This is a genomic window from Rhodanobacteraceae bacterium (assembly GCA_016713135.1).
Classification (GTDB): domain Bacteria; phylum Pseudomonadota; class Gammaproteobacteria; order Xanthomonadales; family SZUA-5; genus JADKFD01.
The window spans coordinates 56,100-75,390 of record JADJPR010000012.1 but is presented as its reverse complement, the minus strand read 5'-3'; the positions used below and the strand labels follow the sequence as shown (position 1 = coordinate 75,390).

Annotated in this window: 11 protein-coding genes; 8 read left to right on the top strand and 3 right to left on the bottom strand. The window is 70.7% G+C overall.

Going from position 1 to position 19,291, the window contains the following annotated elements; genetic code table 11:
- Window positions 1-53: 53 nt before the first annotated feature.
- Complete coding sequence (locus tag IPK27_11335; GenBank protein ID MBK8068185.1) at window positions 54-1,784, bottom strand: M28 family peptidase; 1,731 nt, start codon at window positions 1,782-1,784, stop codon at window positions 54-56.
- Window positions 1,785-2,121: 337 nt separating this feature from the next.
- Here IPK27_11335 and IPK27_11330 point away from each other — a divergent pair, with 337 nt between their 5' ends.
- Window positions 2,122-3,138, top strand: coding sequence for a fructose-bisphosphate aldolase class I (locus IPK27_11330; GenBank protein MBK8068184.1), 1,017 nt, complete (start codon window positions 2,122-2,124; stop codon window positions 3,136-3,138).
- 51 nt (window positions 3,139-3,189) lie between these two features.
- Here IPK27_11330 and IPK27_11325 read toward each other — a convergent pair whose 3' ends face one another.
- Both IPK27_11325 and IPK27_11320 read right to left on the bottom strand, forming a co-directional pair.
- Window positions 3,190-6,600: a hypothetical protein gene (locus IPK27_11325; protein ID MBK8068183.1), complete on the bottom strand. Its 3,411-nt coding sequence runs from the start codon at window positions 6,598-6,600 to the stop codon at window positions 3,190-3,192.
- Between the two features lie 209 nt (window positions 6,601-6,809).
- A complete protein-coding gene (locus tag IPK27_11320) occupies window positions 6,810-11,021 on the bottom strand; it encodes a hypothetical protein (protein ID MBK8068182.1) in 4,212 nt (1,403 codons plus the stop codon).
- A 214-nt stretch (window positions 11,022-11,235) separates the two neighbouring features.
- Between IPK27_11320 and IPK27_11315 the strand changes: the two genes are divergently transcribed.
- The 7 genes from IPK27_11315 to IPK27_11285 all read left to right on the top strand — a co-directional run bounded on the left by IPK27_11315 (window position 11,236) and on the right by IPK27_11285 (window position 19,177).
- Window positions 11,236-12,519, top strand: a complete 1,284-nt coding sequence (locus IPK27_11315) for an outer membrane protein transport protein (GenBank protein MBK8068181.1) — start codon at window positions 11,236-11,238, stop codon at window positions 12,517-12,519.
- Between the two features lie 73 nt (window positions 12,520-12,592).
- A complete protein-coding gene (locus IPK27_11310) occupies window positions 12,593-12,853 on the top strand; it encodes a YcgL domain-containing protein (protein MBK8068180.1) in 261 nt (86 codons plus the stop codon).
- 91 nt (window positions 12,854-12,944) lie between these two features.
- Window positions 12,945-14,045 (top strand): UDP-N-acetylglucosamine 2-epimerase, encoded by a 1,101-nt coding sequence (locus tag IPK27_11305; protein ID MBK8068179.1) that lies wholly within the window; start codon window positions 12,945-12,947, stop codon window positions 14,043-14,045.
- The gene (locus IPK27_11300) at window positions 14,042-15,016 is read left to right on the top strand and encodes a hypothetical protein (GenBank protein ID MBK8068178.1); all 975 of its coding nucleotides are present in this window, start codon (window positions 14,042-14,044) and stop codon (window positions 15,014-15,016) included. The genes IPK27_11305 and IPK27_11300 overlap by 4 nt, the downstream gene beginning before the upstream one ends.
- A complete protein-coding gene (locus IPK27_11295; GenBank protein ID MBK8068177.1) occupies window positions 15,013-16,434 on the top strand; it encodes an SPASM domain-containing protein in 1,422 nt (473 codons plus the stop codon). The genes IPK27_11300 and IPK27_11295 overlap by 4 nt, the downstream gene beginning before the upstream one ends.
- A complete protein-coding gene (locus IPK27_11290) occupies window positions 16,431-18,446 on the top strand; it encodes a glycosyltransferase (GenBank protein MBK8068176.1) in 2,016 nt (671 codons plus the stop codon). Before IPK27_11295 ends, IPK27_11290 begins: the two co-directional genes overlap by 4 nt.
- The gene (locus IPK27_11285) at window positions 18,443-19,177 is read left to right on the top strand and encodes a class I SAM-dependent methyltransferase (GenBank protein ID MBK8068175.1); all 735 of its coding nucleotides are present in this window, start codon (window positions 18,443-18,445) and stop codon (window positions 19,175-19,177) included. Before IPK27_11290 ends, IPK27_11285 begins: the two co-directional genes overlap by 4 nt.
- The last annotated feature ends 114 nt before the right edge of the window (window positions 19,178-19,291 follow it).

The following is a 19,291-nucleotide window of genomic DNA, read 5'->3' as shown; positions in this document are numbered from 1 at the left end:
AGCGAGCGACGACGCCTCGCCCGCTCTCCCTTTCACTTTTTCCTTTTCACTTTTCACTGCCGGCGCATCGCTTCCCGCGCCGCCCTGAACTCGGTCCCCTCGTACCAGTTCGGCCAGGCGTTGCCGTCGGCGATCTCGCGCGACACCGCGTACAACAGCTCCGTGTCCTGCACATTGCCGGACAAATCCCAGCTCGGGTCGAACTGGTCCGACGGCTTGTGGTAGCGCTGCGCGACGTAGTCGGCGGCGACCTGGCGGCCGTAGGACTCGCCCATCTCGACGTGGTCGATGCCGTTCTTCGCGTACAGCGAGGGCACGCCCGCGCGGGCGAAGTTGAAGTGGTCGGAGCGGTAGTAGAAGCCGTTCTCGGGGGTCGGCTCGGGCACGATGATGCGGCCCTGTTCCTCGGCGTGGCGCTTGAGGATGTCTTCCAGTTCCGAGTTGCCGTGGCCGATGACCACCACGTCGCGGGTCTTGCCGATCACCTGGATCGCGTCCATGTTGACCGTCGCCACGGTGTCCTTGAGCGGCATCAGCGGCTGCTGCACATAGTGTTTGGAGCCGAGCAGGCCGGATTCCTCCAGGGTCACCGACAGGAACATCAGGCTGCGCTTGGGCGGCGTGGGGGACTTGGCGAAAGCCTCGGCCAGTTCCAGCAGCGCGGCCACGCCGGTGGCGTTGTCGACCGCGCCGTTGAAGATGCCGTCTTCCTTGCTCTGGAAGCTGCGCCCGAGGTGGTCCCAGTGCGCGGTGAAGATCACCACTTCCTCGGGACGCTCGCTGCCCGGCAGCACGCCGACGACGTTGGCCGACTCGGCGTGGCGCACCCGGCTGGTCACGCCCATGCTGATCTTCGCGTCCAGCGGCACCGCCTTGAAACCGGGCTGGTTGGCGGCCTTGCGCAGCGCGGCGTAGTCGTGGCCGAGCTTCGCGAAAACGCGCTGGGCCGCGGCGCTGGTCAGCCAGCCGCGGATCGCCAGCGGCGCCGGATCACCATCCACGTGCGGCAGATCGAATTCGGCGCCGGCGAAACTGTTGCGCACCACTTCCCAGCCGTAGGCGGCGCCGGCGTCGTCGTGCAGCACCAGCGCGGCGGCCGCGCCCTGGCGCAGGGCTTCCTCGTACTTGTAGGTCCAGCGGCCGTAGTAGGTCATCGCCTTGCCGCGGAACAGTTCCGGATCGCCGGTTTCGAATCCGGGATCGTTGACCAGCACCAGCACCGTCTTGCCCTTGACGTCGACGCCGGCGTAGTCGTTCCAGCCGAGTTCCGGCGCGTTGACGCCGAAGCCGACGAACACCAGCTCGCTGTCCTTGACCGCCGACGCCGGGTCTTCGCGCAGCGTCTGCACCACGGCCTCGTCGCCGATGGCCAGGCTGTCCGTGCTGCCGTCGGCATAGCTGATCTGCACCGGGCCGGTGGCCTCGGAGACGATCTCGACCATCGGCACCTGCTGGGTGTAGCTGTCGCCGTTGCCCGGCTTCAGGCCCAGGCGCGCGAACTCGCGCGACAGGTAGGCGACCGTCTTTCGCTCACCCGGACCACCCGGCTGGCGCCCGGCGAACTCGTCGGAGGCGATGATCTGGATCTGCGCGGCGAGGTCTTCGGCGCGAATCGCGGCATCGGTGGCCGGTGCGTCCGGCAGCTTGACCGCGGCCTCGGCGGCCGGTGCGGGGTCGGCCGCGGGCGCAGCGGGCGGCGTGGCGGGCGCAGCCGGCGGCGGCGCCTCGCCACAGGCGCCGAGCAGCACCGCGGCCACCGCGAGGGGCAGGAAGGAACGGATCATTCGAGCTCCAGCAGATTTGCGAGCCCGCGAGCATAGCCCGGCTGGCGCGAGGGGCTGGTCAACGATGGTGCCCGGGACGAGGATTGTGGGTTGTGGGTTCTGGGTTGTGGGCAGCAAGAGCCGGCGGTCCGTAAGTTGGTGGGAGCGGCTTCAGCCGCGAGCTTTTCCTCAGGGCCGCGGGAGAAGATCGCCGACAGAGTCGGCTCCCACAGGAGCCTCGGCGCGCGCGCTTCGCTGCCAACAACCAACAACCAACAACCAACAACCGACAACCAGCCCCCAGCCAGCGCCCCACCCCTATACTCCGCGCCCATCTCCGCAGCCCAAGGCCACACCCATGGACATTTCCGATCTCGCCGACATCGCCCGCCAGATGGTTGCGCCCGGCAAGGGCATCATCGCCATCGACGAGTCTTCCAAGACGATCAAGAAGCGCTTCGACGGTGTCGGCATCGAGTGCACCGAAGAGACCCGTCGCGCTTATCGCGAGATGTTGCTGACCACGCCGGGCCTGGGCGATCACATCTCGGGTGCGATCCTGTACGACGAGACCTTGCGCCAGTCGACCAAGGACGGCCGCCGCTTCGTCGACGTGATGCGCGCTGCGGGCGTGCTGCCGGGGATCAAGGTGGACCTGGGCACGGTCGGCCTGGCCGGTTTCCCGGGCGAGCTGATCACCGAGGGCCTGGATGGCCTGCGCGAGCGCCTGAAGGAATACGTGGCGCTGGGCGCCAAGTTCGCCAAGTGGCGCGCGGTGATCACCATCGCCGATGACAAGCCGTCGGCCGCCTGCATCGACGCCAACTGCCACGCGCTGGCGCGCTACGCCGCGCTGTGCCAGGAAGCGGGCATCGTGCCGATGGTGGAGCCGGAAGTGCTGATGGACGGCGACCACGACATCGAAACCTGCTTCGACGTGACCGAGGCGACGCTGCGCTCGCTGTACAACGCGCTGTACGAGCACAACGTGATGCTCGAGGGCACCATCCTCAAGGCGAGCATGGTCATCGCCGGCAAGGACTGCGACGAGCAGGCGGACACCGAGGAAGTGGCCGAAGCCACCCTGATGTGCCTGCGCGCGGCGGTGCCGGCCTCGGTGCCGGGCATCGTGTTCCTCTCCGGTGGCCAAAGCGATGATGCCGCCACCGCGCATCTGAACGCGATGAACCAGATGGGCCCGCACCCGTGGCCGCTGTCCTTCTCCTACGGCCGCGCGATGCAGACTGCAGCGCTGAAGCTGTGGGCCAAGGACATGCAGGGCAATTTCGCCGCGGCGCAGAAGACCGTCGCCCAGCGCGCCCGCGAGAACGGCCTCGCGGCGCTCGGCAAGTGGAGCGCGGACGCGGCGGGCTGAGCCGTGTCGATCGGGAGCGGCGTCTGCCGCTCCCGATCGGGTTGCACTGCTTCAGTTGCTGCTCGGCACCGCGATCAGGTCGCGCTGCTGCGCATCCTGCATGCGCAGCCGCAGGTCCTGAGCACCGGCAGCACCGTAGGTAGGTTGCGAGAGCACGCGAACGCTGGTGCTGTGCGGCGTCGCGAGGCAGAAGGCGGCAAATCCGCTGACGCCGCCGAAGGGGTGGGTGGCGTGGTAGCCGCCAACCACCGCGCCGCCCTGGAACCCACCGCCGGGACGGCCGATGAAGCTGGTCGTCAGACCGAAGAAGAACTGGCCCTCCGGCGCGCCACCCGCGGCACCGCTGGTCGGCGCCACGGTGGCCTCGTAGAAGCCCGGCGGCAGGTCGATGCTGGTGTTGAACGGCGCGCTCAGCGAGATCGTCTGGGTGCTGTCGAAGACCACGTCGGTGGTGGTCGCCGTGCGCCGGGCGATGCGCACGCGCACCGGGTAGCTCGCCGCCGCATTGCTCGATGGACTGCCGGTCAGCGACAGGTTCAGGCGCTGCGGTTCGTTCGCCGCATTGGCGAAGTTGAATGCGGCGAAGCCCACCTGGCCCACATCGATCAGGCCACCGAAGTTCAGGCCGCCCGCGAGGACCCGGGTTCCCGGATCGTCCAGCAGCAGTTCCACGCCGAAGGTGCCCGGCGTGACGCCTGCGCCCGGACCGTCGTCCACCACCGCGGAGAAGAACCCTGCCGGGCAGCTTGCATTCGGCGGGTTCGGCGTGGGCAGCGTGAAGCGCACCAGGCCGGGCTCGTCGCGCGGCAGGCTGCTCTGGATGCCGGAGGTGAACACATCCGCGGCGCCGTTGTTGTCGCCGCCGGCGACGTTGGTCGCGAGCGTGCAGAACCCGAGCGTGCTGCCGTCGCCGGAGATCGTCGGCAGCACGGTCAGCCCATTCGGCTCCTGGCCATCGGTCGTCTGCGACATGCGCAGCACGTCACCGCTGACCATCGACTTCACCATCACGTCAGGCTGGCCGTTGGTATCCGGAGGCGCCAGGTTGGTGGCCTCGGTCTGGAAGGTCACCAGTTGGCCATCGTCGCTGATCTGCGGCAGGAAGCTGTTGCCGTTGGGCTGCTCGCCGGTCTTGGTCAGGGTGACGCGGTCCATCCGCACCACCTGGTTGTTCGAGATCTCGACGCGGTAGATGTCGCTGACATTGTTGGTATCGCCCGTGACCAGGTTGCTGGCGAGCGACTGGAACACGGCCCAGCGGCCGTCCGGCGTGACCTTGACGTTGGTGCTGTCGCCGTTGCCAAGCTCGCCGCTGGCGAGGTTGCGGCTGAGGTAGAAGCGACTCTGGCCGAAGCCGCCGCCGCGCATCATCGTCGCTTGCTGGATCGTGCCGGCCTTGACGCCGGAAGGCAGCTTGGTCGCCACCGAGCCCGGCAGCGACAGATTGGTCGAGGTGATGTTGTCCACATGCACTTCACCGCCGCCGACCGAGGTGTCGGTGGCGGCACGCCAACGGAAACGCACGCTGGCACCGCTCGCGATGTTGCCCGGCAGGCGGTAAGTGGTGGTCACATAGGAACCGGTGTTCCCAGTCCAGGCATTGCGCCCGCCGATCGGACTCAGGAAGCTGTTGCTGATCACGCCGTTGTAGCCGCCGGCGGTGAAGCTGCCACCCGCGGTGACGGCGTCGCTGTAGCCACCGCCGTTGACCGAGATCTCCAGCACCAGGCCATCGAAGTTGGATTCCAGGTTGTGCAGGCGCTGGAAGGACAGGGTCGCAGGCTGGCCGACGACGGTCAGCAGGGCGCTGTCGAGCATCTTGTCGGAGACCACGCCTTCCTCATCCACGTAAACCGAGTTGGGCGCGCTCGGCGCGGGTGGGGCGGAGGCGGTGGTGGTCTGCCAGCGGAAGTTGTTGCCGGTGGTGGCGTTTAGCGCAGTCCATCCTGCCGGCAGCGAGGGTGCCGTCACGCCATCGAAGTTCTGGCTGAAACCGGTTGGTGTGGTGCCGCCGGGGACGATGTTGGTGGCCAGCGTGTGGAACACGATGGTCTGCCCATCCGCAGAGGCCGATGGGGCCGCGCTCGGGCCGTCGGCCGGGCCGCCGTTGGGATCGCGCGAAATCAGCGTGACCGAATCGTTGCCGAGGTTCTTGACGAAGATGTCGTCCATGCCGCCATTGCCATCATTGCCGCTCAGCAGGTTGGTGGCACGCGAGTCGAAGAACACCAGCGAACCATCGCTGATGGGGAAGGCATTCGCGGAGGGGGCGTTGCCCAGGCTGCCGCTTGCGTTGGCGCTGATCTTGCGCGCGCTGCTGCCCGCGGTCGCATAGACCTGTCCGGAAGTGCCGGTGAAGGCCACCGTGTTGCCATCGGCGGAGATCGCCGGATCGTCGTAGCCCTCCTGCATGCCGGGGTTGAGCGCTTCGGCGAGCTGGCTGACCCGCGTGGTGGTGTTGAACACGCGATCGCGCAGGAAGATGTCGGGACGCGTGTTCGGATCGCCGGAGACGATGTTGCTGGCGTCCGAGGTGTAGGCGATCCTGGCGCCGTTGCGCGACAGCACCGGCGCCTGGCTGTTGCCATTGGGCAGGCCGCCACCGATTGCGAACGCTTCCACCAGGGGCGCGTTCAGGCGCGGCGGCGTCGCTGCGACGCTGGCCGGGCAGCTCAGGGTCCAGGTGCGCTGCGCCGGCGTGCCGCCGGAACCGCGGGTCTCCAGGCAGCGCAGGCTTGCGGTGGCGGTAGCAGCCTGCGGCACGCAGGCGGGCAGGGTGATGCTCGCCGGCGACGGCGCTCCGCTGCCCACGGCGCTGATCGCCGGGTTGAACGATGTCGTCGGGAAAGCCGCGCCGCCGGTGATGGTGCAGGTGGTCAGCGTGGTGGTGCCGGCTGGACCGCCGCCGCTGCCGCCGCCGGCGTTGCTGACACCGATCGCGCTGGCAGCGCCTGCAGCGTTGTAGCTGATGGTTGACCCGGTGCTCGGGCTGAATCCCAGCGCCGGCGGCGTGCCGCCGATGGTGCAGCCGGAGGTGAGCGTCGGGAAGAAGGGGTCGATCAGGATCAGGCCGCCGTCGCCACGGGTCTCACCGACGTAGATGCCGATGCCGGGCGCGACCTGGCCGACTCGACCGGGGTATTCGGCGACTACCTGGAACTGGCGCGACTGGCCCACCGGCGCGGAGAAGGACTGTGCGAACTTCTCCTGGTTGTCGTCGAAGATCGTGAACCAGATGAGATCGTTGCCGCCGCCATCGTTGTTGGTGCCGAACATGTTCAGGATGGCGCTGTAACGCACGCCGCCGCAACTGTCCTCGACGCTGGTGACATTCGTCAGGAACACGCTGGTGGCCTTGGGCCTGTCCGCGAGTTGCGCCGGATCCGGGTGGTTGCCGGCAATGGCGCTGCCTGCCGCGAGTGCCATCAAGGCACACAAGGCGGTGGTGGCGATAGTGTTCATGGCTTGCTTCTCCCTCGGTGCTTCGCGTCGGGCCGGCGCGACCCAGCTTGGTGACCACTGCCGCGCACCCAGCGGGCAGCCCCACGATCCCCTGTGGCGCAAGCATGCACCCAGCGGCGTTTGATTTGCACAAACGCTGTTTCGGGGCCTTGCGGGGCCTTCACGCCGCCTGCACACGGCGGATTCGCGACCGGGATCACATGCCTGGATCAACCGGCAGGCACCACCACCAGTTCGCGTTGTTGCGCGTCGCGCAGCTTGAGACGCAGGTCCTGCGCGCCGGCCGGACCGTAGCTCGGGCGAGACAGCACGCGGATGCTGGTCGCGTGCGGGGTGGCGATGCAGAACGCGGCGAATCCGCTGACCCCGCCGAAGGGATGCGTTGCGTGGTAACCGCCGACCACCGCGCCACCCTGAAAGCCGCCGCCCGGACGGTCAACGAAGCTGGTGCTGAGCGCGAAGAAGAATTGCCCCTCTGGTGCGCCGCCGGGGCTGCCGCTGGTCGCGCCTACGGTCGCCTCGTAAAAGCCTGGCGGCAGGTCGATCTCGCGCTGGAATGCGCTCGCCAGTGAGATCTGGGCGGTCTGCTCGAGTACCGTTTCGCTGGAGCTGGCCGTGCGCCGCGCGATGCGGATGAGCACCTGCAGGCTGCCCGCGCTGTCATCCGCCGGGCTGCCGGTAACCCGCAGGTTCAAGCGCTGCGGCTCGGTCGCCGCGTTGGGAAAGTTGAACCCGGCGAAACCGACCTGGCCGGCATCGATCAGGCCGCCGAAATTGAGACCACCGGCCAGCACGCGGGTGCCCGGAGCGTCCAGCAACAGTTCCACGCCGAAGATGCCCGGGGTCAATCCCTGGCCCGGACCGTCGTCCACCGCGGCGATGAAGAAGCCGGCCGGGCAACTGGCGTTGGCGGGATCCGGCGCCGGCAGCGCGAAGCCGGTCAGCGCGGGCTCGTCCTGCGGGCCGCTGACCAGCGTCGGGGCACGTTCGCGCAGGGCCACGCTGAACACGTCGGGCGCGCCGTTGCCGTCGCCGGGCGCCAGGTTGCTGGCAGCGGAAGCGAATGCAATGCTGGAACAGTCGCCGCTGATCGATGCGCCGCCGCTGGCACCGTTGGGCTGGTTGCCGTCCGCGGTGCGCGACAGGCGCACCACCTCGCCGGTGACCAGCCACTTGACCAGGATGTCGCTGGTGCCATTGCGGTCCAGTTCGACCAGGTTGCTGGCGTCGGTCTCGAAGCCGACGAACTGGCCGTCGTCGCAGATCGTCGGATTGCGGCTGGCGGCGTTGGCCTGCTCGCCGTAGCGCGAGGTCGACACCCGCTCCAGGCGCACCAGCTGGTTGCCGGAAATCTCGAAGCGGAAGACATCGGCGGCGTTATTGCTGTCGCCGGGCACCAGGTTGCTCGCCAGCGATTCGAACACGCCGTACTTGCCGTCCGGCGTGACCCGCACGTTGGTCGAGTGCCCGTTGCCCAGTTCGCCAGTGGCCAGGTTGCGGCTGACGTAAAAGCGGCTCTGGCCGAAGCCACCGCCGCGCATGATCGTGGCCTGCTGCACCGTGCCCGCCTTGAGCCCCGGCTGCGCCGCGCTGCCCGGCACGATGTTGCTGGCCAGGGTGGAGAAGGCGATGGTCTGGCCGTCCTGTGAGGCCCACGGCGCGCTGCTGGGGCCGTCGGCTGGCTCGCCCGCGGGCCCGCGCGAGACCAGGGTGACCGCGCCGGTCGCCAGGTCGGTCACGAAGATGTCGGCGACCGCGCCATTGCCATCGGCGGTTGCCAGCAGATTGCTCGCCTGCGACTCGAAGAAGGCCAGCGCGCCGTTGCCCGGCAGCATTGGCCTGCCCGAGGCGCCATTGCCGGGCACGCCCGCGGCGCTGCGGCTGAGCACCCGCGCACTGCCGCCGATGTTCGCGTACAGCTGGCCGGACGAACCGCGATAGGCCAGTCGCGCACCGTCGGCCGACAGCGCCGGCTCGGAGAAGGACTCGGCCGCTCCGCCGTTGATCGCTTCGGCCAGCGCGCTGGCGCGCAGCGTGGCGCCACTCGCCGGATCACGCAGGAAGATGTCGCTGCGCCCGTTGCCATCTCCCGCGACCAGGTTCGACGCGAGCGAGGCGAAGGCCAGGCTGCCGCCGCTGCGCGAGGTCACGGGCTCGCTGCTGGCGCCGTCGGCCGCGCTGCCCGCCAGGGATCGGCTCTGCAGGTCCGGCAGCGGCGTCTGGCTCAGGCCGGCGCCGCCCGCGTACAGCGAGCCGCGATCGACCACCATCGCGCGCACCACCTGTGGCGGGGCGTCCACCGCCAGCCCGTGCCATGCGCTGCCGTCCCAGCGTGCCAGGCCGTTGGCCGGTTGCCCGCCGGCAGTGGTGAAACTGCCGCCGACGTAGAGCTCGCTGCCGCTGACGGCCAGCGCGCGCACGGTGCCGTTGACGCCGTTCAGCTCCAGCGTGCCCAGCGGTTGCCAGGCGCTGCCATTCCAGCGCGCCACGCCCTGGATCGGCTGGCCGCCGGCCTCGCTGAAGCCGCCGCCGGCGTAGACATCCGAGCCGATCACCGCCAGCGCATAGACGATGTTGTTCATGCCGCTGCCGAGCGCGGACCAGGCGCTGCCGTTCCAGCGCGCGACGCGATTGGCCGGCTGGCCGCCTGCGGTAGTGAAATCGCCGGCCACGATCAGGTCGCTGCCGAGCGCCTTGATCGCGGTGATCGGGATGAAATCGGTGTCGCTGACGCCGTTGGCGGCGCCGCTGCCGAGCGCCGACCAGCTGCTGCCGTTCCAGCGCGCGATCTTGTTGGCGGGCTGGCCGCCAGCGACGGTGAACTCGCCGCCGACGTACAGATCGCTGCCGACCGGTTCGATCGCCAGCACGCTCGGAAAGCGCCCGGCGACGCCACTGCCGAGGGTGGACCATGCGCTCCCGTTCCAGCGCGCGATCAACGCCGCCGGCTCGCCACCGGCGTTGCCGAAATAGCCGCCGGCATACAGCTCGCTGCCCTGCACCGCGAGCGCCAGCACGCGCGCGTCGGTGCCGTTGGCCGTGCCGCTGCCGAGTGAATTCCAGACGCTGCCATTCCAGCGCGCGACATGGTTGGCCGGTGCGCCGGCCGCCTGGGTAAAGGCGCCGCCGACGTACAGATCGTTGCCGGAGATCGCCAGGGCATCGACCGTATTGTTCACGCCATTGCCGACCCCGCTGCCCGGCGCACGCCAGCCGCTGCCGTCGAAGCTGGCGATGAAGCTCGCCGGCTGGCCGCCGGCGGCGTCGAACTCGCCGCCGACGTAGAGCCCGTCCGATCCCTGCGCCAGCGCCCACACCGTGCGGCTGGTGCCATTCGCATCGCCGCTGCCCAACGACGCCCAGACGCTGCCGTTCCAGCGCGCCGTGTTGTTTGCGGGCTGGTCCCCGGCCTGGACGAAGAAGCCGGCGACGTAAAGTTCGCTGCCGGAGACCAGCAACTGGAGCACGCCGCCGCTGACGCCGTGCGCTGCGGCCGTGCCCACCACCCGCCAGGCCGTGCCATTCCAGCGCGCAAGCGCATTCGCGGCCTGCCCGCCAGCGTTGGCGAACTGGCCACCGGCATAGATCTCGTTGCCGAAGGCCGCGAGCGTGTTCACCGGGCCGTCCGTGCCCGCACCGAGCGCGCTCCAGGCGCTCCCGCTCCAGCGCGCGATGTTGCTCGCCGGCGCCCCGCCCGCCTGGGTGAAAAGGCCGCCGACGAAGAGCGCGCCGTCCGTCCACTGCAAGGCATAGACCGAGGCGTCATCGCGCCCGCCGACCCCGCCGCCGAGCGCGGTCCAGGCGCTGCCATCCCAGCGTGCGATGCTCGCCGCCGGTACCCCGCCGGCGCTGCTGAACAGGCCGCCAGCGTAGAGATCGGCCCCGTTGACCGCCAGGTCGTAGACCAGGCCGGCGACGCCCTGCACCTCACCGTTGCCCAGGGTCGACCAGGCGCTGCCGTTCCAGCGCGCGATACTGTCCGCTGGCGCGCCGCCAGCCGCCGTGAACGAGCCGCCGACGATCAGATCGCTGCCCTGCAGCGCCAGCGCATACACCCCGCCGAAAGCCCCGGCGCTGACCCCGTTGGCGGTGCCGGAACCGAGCGCAAGGAACTGCCGCGTGCGCGGATCGTAGGCGGCGACATTCGACGCCAGGACATCCTCGCAGGCCGAGAAATCGCCGCCGAGATAGACCAGGCCCGAGGGCGCGGTGACCATCGCGTAGACGAAACCATTGCAGCCACGAGGCGCTCCGAAGAGCTTGGTTCGCGCGGGGCGCAGCGCGCGTTGGGCTACCCGGGAGCCCTCCATCGCCGCATCGGCGTGCCCGGGCGGCACCGCCTCCCGGAGATCCCCTGCCTGCGCCGCGACTGCCATCGCCAGTCCGCACACCCAAGTCCACACCTGCCGCATGCCGCGCATGAAACCTCCCGTGGAGGATTGCCGTGTGCTGCGGATACCAGTTTACGCGCCGGCAATGACAGCCGGGGCGAGTTTCCGGCGGATGGCGGGACACGCCCCGCAGGTCGGCCATCGAGGCCAATGCCAATGAATGTGACGATTGACGCCACCGGCAAGCGCTCGCAGACTGCCGCGACGATCACACCGGCAAGTCCGGACCAAACGAGGGAATCCCATGCGCCATACCCATCTTGCCCGTGCACTGCTGGCTGCGCTGACCCTGGCGCCCGCGCTGGCATTCGCGATCACCGATGACGAAGTGAACACCGGTGTGCAGTTCAACTTCTCGAATCCTGGCGCGCGCTCGCTGGCGCTGGGCGGCGCCTTCACGGGCCTGGCCGACGATGCCACGGCGACCTACGCCAATCCCGCCGGGTTGACCATCCTGCGCACCCAGGAATTCGGACTGGAAGTGCGCCATACCGGGTTCGACACGCCGTTCCCGTCCGGGGGAACGGTCAGCAACAACCCCTTCGACACCAGCAATGTGGGCACCGGACGCGCATCCGACACGGTGACGCGCCCGGTGTTCGCCTCGTGGGTGATCCCGACCGAACGCGCCACTTTCGCGCTCTACTATCACCGCGTGGGCGACCTGGAAACGGATTTCGACGGCGCTGCGATCGAATTCGTGGATGCCAACGGCAATGGCACCGACCAGGCGCTGCGCAAATCCACCCAGCTGGATTACAGCGTGGAGAACCTCGGCGCCTCGGTGGGCTACAAGGTCAGCGACACCTTTTCGCTGGGCCTGAGCGTGGCCTATTCGGATTTCTCGATTTCCTCCTACACCGCGCGCTTCTTCGGCGACGAGAACACGCCATTCAACCAACAGCGCCAGGATGGCAGCGACAACGACATCGTCTACACCCTGGGCGCGTTGTGGAACATCAATCCGCAATGGAACCTGGGCCTGGCCTACCGCACCGGCGGTGACTTCGAGTACGACGCCTCGAACGTGGTGACGGGGACCACCTTGCGGCTGGATCTGGAACCTGAATTCTCAGTGCCGAACGTGTTCAGCCTGGGGCTGACCTATCGCCCGAGCGATGCGCTGCTGTTCACGCTCGACGTGAACCGCATCGAATACAGCCGCTTGTCGGATGGCATCGAGTCGATCTTCGCCAACCCGGACACCCCGCTCAGCATCGACGACGGCACCGAGATCCACCTCGGTGTGGAGTACGCCTTCCTGGAAATGGCCACGCCGATGTTCCTGCGTGGCGGCATCTGGCGCGACCCGGACCACCGCCTGGCCTTCGATGGCCAGGCACCGGCGAACTGCAATCCGGACACCTTCAACGCCTGCCTTGCGGCGGTGCTGTATCCGGAGGGTGACGACGAGATGCACTACAGCGTGGGCCTGGGCTGGTCCTTCCAGAAGTTCCAGCTGGACCTCGCGGCCGATCTCTCGGACCTGGTGGATACCTACTCCGTCTCCGGCGTCGTACGCTTCTGAGCCCCACATAGCCCGGTCCCGCGAGCAGCGGGGCCGGGCGATAATCGGGGATCCGCTGCCAGGCCCCGACCCCATGCACTGCATCGTTTACCGCAGCTCGCGCCGCCCGGACACCTATGTCTACGTGGCGGATGCCGCGGCGCTGGCGAAGCTGCCGCCGCCGCTGCAGCAGGCGCTCGGTCCCTTGAGCGAAGCGCTGCGTTTCGAGTTGACGCCTGAGCGCAGGCTCGCGCGGGAAGACGCGCGGCGGGTGCTGGAGAACATCGCCGGCATCGGCTACCACGTGCAGTTCCCGCCGGCCGAACGGGTTCCGCTGCCCGATCCGACCGCCTGAACGGCCCTTCTGCCCCGTGACCTTGGACACGGGCCGGAACTCGGGCTTTCACGCAGTGTCGACGATTCCTCCTCCCTGTGCGTCGCCCGCCGTGTCGATCGCTCCGCCCTGCGACTTGCTGTTGATCGCCGGCACCCGGCCGGAAGCACTGAAGCTGGCGCCGTTGGCGCAGGCCTGGCGCGGCAGCTTGCGCTGGTGCTGGACCGGACAGCAGCCCGAGGTGCCCGCCGACGCCGCGCACTGGCCGTGGCAGCGGCTGCCGCCGCCGGCGCATCCGCTGCGTCGAGGCGAACTCGACCGCGCGCTGCAGATGGCGCTGGCCGTGTTCCTGCATCGCTGCCGGCCCCGCGCTGTGGTGGTCCAGGGCGACACCGCCAGCGCGCACGCCGGCGCCCAGGCAGCGCGCGCGGCCGGCCTGCCGCTGGTGCACCTGGAGGCCGGGCTGCGCAGCGGCGACCTGCGCTCGCCGTTTCCGGAGGAACCCTACCGCCGGGCGATCGCGCGCATCGCCGACCTGCACCTGGCGCCGAGCGCGCGCGCGGCGGCGCAGCTGCTCGCCGAGGGCGTCCCGGCCCAATCCATCGAACAGATCGGCAGCACTGCGGTGGATGGCCTGCGCCAGCCGGCGCTGGCGAGCACCCTGCCGCGCTGCGACCTGCTGGTCGACGTGCACCGGCGCGAGAACGCCGGCCGCGCGCTCGACCGCCTGGCGTTGGGCCTGCGGGCGCTGGCGCGCGGCGGCTGGCGCATCGGCATGGCGGCGCATCCCAACGCGTGGTGGCAGCGGCGCTGGTCGCTGGCTCTGGGCGAGGACAGCGGCATCGCGCGCCTGCCCGCGCTGGAGCGCAGCCGCTGGCTGGCGCTGGCGCGCAATGCACGCGGGGTACTCAGCGATTCCGGCGGCGCCGCCGAGGAACTGCCTTACCTGGGCGTGCCGCTGCTGGTCTACCGCCGTCGCAGCGAACGCATGGAAGCGCTCGAGAGCGGCCATGCGCGCCAGATCGAACCGCTCGCCGCAGGCGAGCTCGATGCGCAGATCGAGCGCGCGCTCGGCGTCGCGCATTGGCCGCCGGCGTGGCCGCTGGCCGCCGACAGCCCCTACGGCGATGGCCACGCCGGCCTGCGCGCGGCCGAGGCCATCGCGCGCTGGCTTGCGCTGCAGCAGCAAGCACGGCTGGGGGCACGCGCGTGAACGCGGTCGCGGCGCGCGGCAGCGCTGTCGAGGACGCGCTGGCTCGGCTGCGCGCGGAGCTGGGCGCGCGCGGCGGAGCGGCCTGGCCGCGCGGTGTGGTCGGCGCGCACGCGGCCGATGGCAGCGCCCTGTACGCCTATCCCGAGATCGCCGGCTACTGGCTGCAGTGGGCGAGCGCGCGGGCGGACGTCGCTGCCGGACACGCCGATTCGGTGCTGGACTGGCTCGCTGGCGCGCGCCTGGGCGGCGGCGCCTGGCCCACCCGCGTCGGCGCCGCGGCGAGCGATCCAGCCTACGCCAGCGCCGACTACCTCTACGATCACGCGATGCTGTGGCTGGGGCTGCGCCGCTTCGGCCTGGCGCGCCAATCGCAGCGCGCGCTGGCACTCGCCGATTCCGTCTGGGAGGCGCTCGGGCGCTACCTCGAGGACGGTCGCCTGATCGCCGGCCGCGGCGCGCTGCCGCCGCGCTGGTCCGGGCAACTCGGGCCCTTCCTGCTCAAGGCCTGTGCGCACTTGCGCCACGGGACCGGTGGGGTGGCGCAAGCGGCCGCCGCGGCAGTGCCGCAGCTGGCCGCGCAGACCCTGGCGCAGCCGCATCGCGAGGCGCACCCGCAGCTCTATGCCATCGAGGGCCTGCTGCTGCTCGGCCAGCGCGAGCCCGCGCGGCAGGCGCTGGACGCCCTGCTCAGGGCGCACGGCGGCGTCGCGCGGCTTTGCGAATCGGTGGACGGCGGCGCCCGCCGCAGCGATGTGCTGGCGCAGGCACTGCGTGCCGCGCTGCTGCTGGGTTTCCCGCGTAAAGCCGACTGGGTGAATCTGGCCGCCGAGCTGGCGGCGCGGGTGGACGTGCGCGGCCGCCTGCCCTTCGTGCCCTTTGCCGATGCCCGCCCGACCTGGGCGGCGTTGTTTGCCGAGCAGGCGCTCAGCCTGTGGTGCGGCGAGGCGCTGGCCGCGGAGGACCTGGTATGAGCGACGCCCTGCTCGCCGCGCGCACGCTCGCGATGCCACGCGTGCTGTGGATCGAACTGACCTCGCGCTGTCCCTTCGACTGCGTGTTCTGCACCCGCGCGAGCCTGCGCGGTGCCGGCGAGCATCTGGATTTCGAGCTGTACCGGCGCGTGATCGGCGAGCTCGACCTGCCGCGCATGCGGCGCCTGAACTACGCCGGCGAGTCCGGCCACTATCCGCGGCTGGCCGAGGCCGTTGCGCTCGCCGCCGGCACCGGCGCCGAGGTTGAACTGGTGAGCGCGCTGGCCTCGCTCAAACCCGACCGGCTGCAGGCGGCTCTGGAGGCGGGCCTCGGGCGCCTGACGGTGTCGCTGCACACCCTGGACGCCGCGCGCTTCGAGGCGATCTACCGCTTCGGCTCGCTGGAAGCGATGCACGCACGCATCCGCCAGCTACTGGACTGGCGCCAGCGTGCGCCGTGGCCGTTCGCACTGGACCTGGCCTTCGTCGCGATGGATCGCAACCTCGACGAGCTGCCCGCGGTCGCCACCTTCGCCGCGGCGCACGCGATCCCGGTGCTGGCGGTGCACCCCTTGATCGGGCGCGATCCTCTGCCGCTGGGACCGGCCAGCGAGCACACCGCCGATGGCCAGCTCGATCCCGGCTTCAGCGCACGCCTGGCGCGCGCGGTCGCCGCCGCGCGCGCGGCGGCGCCGGAGCTGGCGATCCAGCTGTCCTCCTTCGAACTGCAGCCGGACGTGTCGCTGGCGGCACACCCGCAACCCTGGCCGTGGCCATTGCCGCCCGGCGCGCGCATCGGCGATTGCGACCAGAGTCCCTTCGACAGCGTGCACGTCCTCGCCGACGGCCGGGTGGTCGCCTGCGAGGTCACCGAGAAGACCGCGCTGGGCGATCTGAAGCACGCCAGCCTGCGCGAGATCTGGCATGGCAAGGCCTATCGCGACTTTCGCGCGGCGCACCTGGCCGGACTGGCCGCGGCCTGCCGCGATTGCGTCTACAAGACCGCCTACCGCCCGATCCGCCCGCAGCCCCGCATCGAGGGCGCGCGCCCGCCGGCGGCACAACTGCTGCGCGGCTGGCATGCGGACGACGGCAGCGGCGCGCGCTGGTGCGGCAGCGGCGCCGCGCTGGTGCTGCCGCGACCGCGTTTCCGCCGCCACCTGCGCCTGCGCGGACTGCTCGCGCACGCGCCGCCTTCGGCCACTTTCAGAGTTCGCGTGGATGGGCACACGCTGCACCAGCAGGCCGTCGCCGGGCCGGAGAGCATCGATTTGCGCCTGCCCCTGCCGGCCGCCCGCGGCGACCAGATCGTGGTCGAGATCGATTGTCCCGGCGCGCGCAGTCCGCAGGCACTCGGCGCCGGCAGCGATGTGCGCGAGCTCGGCTTCGCGCTGATCGCCGCGGAGCTGGTGTGGTGAGCGCGGACGCGCCCTTCGCGGTGCTGATCCCGGAGCGCGGGCGGCCCGACGAGCTGGCGCTCACACTGGCCGCGCTGCGCGCCGCGCGCGAGCGCATCGACACTCCGCACCGCGTGCGCGTGCTGGTCAACGGCGCGTCGGCCGCCGACTACTGCGAGCTGCAGGCCGGGCACGCCGACGTGGAGTGGCAGTTCCATCCGCGCGCGCTCGGCTACCACGGCGCGATCGAACGGCTGGTTGCTGCCAGCGCCGAGCCCTGGCTGTACCTGCTCAACAGCGACATGCGCCTGGCACCCGATGCGCTGGCCGAATTGCTGCCCTGGCGCGCCGCGGACGTGTTCGCGATCGCCAGCCAGATCGAGTTTGTCGACCGCAGCCGGCGGCGTGAGGAAACCGGCTGGACCGTGCCGGCGCGCGCGCCCGACGGCCAGCTGGAACTGCACGACCGCGAACCGATCGACCTGCAGGCGCGCGGACACCTTTACGCCGGCGGCGGCTCCTCGCTGTTCCAGGCCGCGCCGCTCAAGCGCTACCTGGCGCGCAGCCGCGCCTATGCGCCGTTCTATTTCGAGGACGCCGACTGGGGCTTGCAGGCCTGGGCCGAGGGCCTGAGCGTGCTGTACTGCCCGGCCTCGCGTGCGCTGCATGCGCATCGGGCGACCATCGGCCGCTATGTGGCGCCGCGCACCGTCGAGCGGGTGGTGCAGCGCAACCTGGCGCACCTGCGCTGGCGCTATGGCGATCTGTTTGGCGCGCCGCGCTGGCACGGTGGCAAGCTCGATCGCCTCGGCGCGCTCTGGCGGGCGCTGGATCGCGAACATCGGGCCGCGCGCCAGCGGCTGCGCGCCAGCGCGGCGGCCGCCTGCCTCGATCACCTGCACCACCAGCGCCATCCGCACCCGCAGCGCTGGCGCACCGGGCGCCCGCGCGTGCTGCTGGTGTCGCCGTTCGCGGTGCTGCCGCCCAGCCATGGCGGTGCGCGGCGGATCGTCGAACTGGCGCGCGCCAGCGCCGATGCCATCGACTGGATCCTGCTGCACGACGAGGCCAGCGCGCAGCCGCAGGCGGCGACCGCCGACGACCCGTGTTTCCGCGCGATCCACCCGGTCGGCGGACGGCCCGACGTCGGCGATGAGGTGCTCGCGCGCTGGGATGCGCACGCGCACCCGCGCCTGCGGGCGGAGCTGAAGCGCCTGATTGCGGCGGCGCGGCCGGATGTGGTGTGCTTCGAGCACGTCGAGTGCGTCGGCTTGATCGAGGGCCTCGCCTGCGATGTCCCGGTGGTGTGGACGCTGCACGATGCCGGGCGCGCGCTGCCACCCGCCGCGCAGGCGCGCGTCGGCGCCGCGCTGACCCATGTCGTCGCGCTGGTGCTGACCACCGCGGTGGACCTGGGCTACTGGCAGCATCCGCACGAAATCCTCGTCGAGAACGGCGTGCGCGTGCCCGACGCGGCCGCGGCGCCATCGCCGCAGGACGGCCCCTTGCTGCTGGTCGCGCCGCTGCGCTACCGGCCGAACCTCGACGGTCTGCGCGACTTCCTGGCGCTGGCGTGGCCGGCGCTGCGTGCGCACGACCCGTCGCTGCGGGTGCGCGTGCTGGCCGGGGACGGCGGCGCCTCGCGCTGGGGCTCGGCGCCGCTACCTGCGGGCGTGGAACTGGTCGATGGCCATGTCGACCCGGCCCCGGAGTACGCCGCCGCGGTGCTGGCGCTGAATCCGCAGGGCGAGATCGAGGGCTCCGCACTGAAACTTGCCGAGGCGCTGGCGCACGGCCGCACGGTGGTCAGCACCCGCAGCGGCGCGCGCGGCTTCGAGGCGCTGGATACGTCGGGGCTCGTGCGCGTCGCCGATGTCGCGGGCATGTCCGATGCAATCCTCGCGCTTTTGTCCGACCCAGACCGACGCCATCGCGCCGAGGCGCAGGCGCGCGCGGCCATCGCGCCGTGGTCGTGGACCCTGCGCGTGCAACCATGGGTGGACCTGCTGACCCGCTTGGCGCGGCGCCGATGAGCGCCGCGTACGACGCCATCGCGTCGATCTACGACGCCGACATGGGCGCGAGCATGGCCTTCGACGACATCGGCTGGTACCGCGCGCTGGCACGCGCCGCAGACGGGCCGGTGCTGGAACTCGGCTGTGGCACCGGGCGCGTGCTCGCGGCGCTGCTGGCGGCCGGGGTGGACGCGGTGGGCGTGGATCGTTCCGGCGCGATGCTGCAACAGGCGCGGCTGCGCTGCGGGCCGGCGGCGTCGCTGCTGCGGATGGACATCCGCCGGCTCGCGCTGCGGGGTGAGTTCGCGCTGGCGCTGCTGCCGTATTCGCTGGCGACCTATCTGCTGGACGAGGATGACTGGTCGGCGCTGGCAACCGGCCTGCGCGCCACCTTGCGGCAGGGCGCGTGCGTCGTCGTCGACGCCTTCATCCCGCAGCCGCGCCTCGCCGGCAGCGGCTGGCTGCGCGACTATGCGCGGCGCGTGAACGACCAATGGCTGGTGCGGCACAAGCGGGTCATGCGGCTGGCCGACGGCTGTCACCGAATCGAGCGGCGCTATCGCATGCGCGGCGCTTTCGGCGGGCGCACGCTGGTCACCCGCGAGGTCGTCCGCCCGCACACCCCGGAGCGGCTGGTGGCGCAGGTGCGCACCCACCTCGGGCCGGTGCTGCGTGTCGATTACGACTATGCCCCCGGGCGCAGCGCCGCCGGTGCGCGCTTCTGCAGCGTCGTCGCCGGGTTCGCCTAGGGCGCCGAAACCGGTTCAACGCGGAGACGCGGAGGACGCGGAGAGAAGCAGGAGAAGGCACTCATCTCTGCGTCTCTGCGTCTTCGCGTTCAAGGTTCAGCACGCGGGCACAGA

Bases quoted from the DNA above. Each gene is read 5' to 3' on its own strand.
- IPK27_11335 (MBK8068185.1), bottom strand. From the start codon at position 1,784: ATGATCCGTTCCTTCCTGCCCCTCGCGGTGGCCGCGGTGCTGCTCGGC.
- IPK27_11330 (MBK8068184.1), top strand. From the start codon at position 2,122: ATGGACATTTCCGATCTCGCCGACATCGCCCGCCAGATGGTTGCGCCC.
- IPK27_11325 (MBK8068183.1), bottom strand. From the start codon at position 6,600: ATGAACACTATCGCCACCACCGCCTTGTGTGCCTTGATGGCACTCGCG.
- IPK27_11320 (MBK8068182.1), bottom strand. From the start codon at position 11,021: ATGCGCGGCATGCGGCAGGTGTGGACTTGGGTGTGCGGACTGGCGATG.
- IPK27_11315 (MBK8068181.1), top strand. From the start codon at position 11,236: ATGCGCCATACCCATCTTGCCCGTGCACTGCTGGCTGCGCTGACCCTG.
- IPK27_11310 (MBK8068180.1), top strand. From the start codon at position 12,593: ATGCACTGCATCGTTTACCGCAGCTCGCGCCGCCCGGACACCTATGTC.
- IPK27_11295 (MBK8068177.1), top strand. From the start codon at position 15,013: ATGAGCGACGCCCTGCTCGCCGCGCGCACGCTCGCGATGCCACGCGTG.
- IPK27_11285 (MBK8068175.1), top strand. From the start codon at position 18,443: ATGAGCGCCGCGTACGACGCCATCGCGTCGATCTACGACGCCGACATG.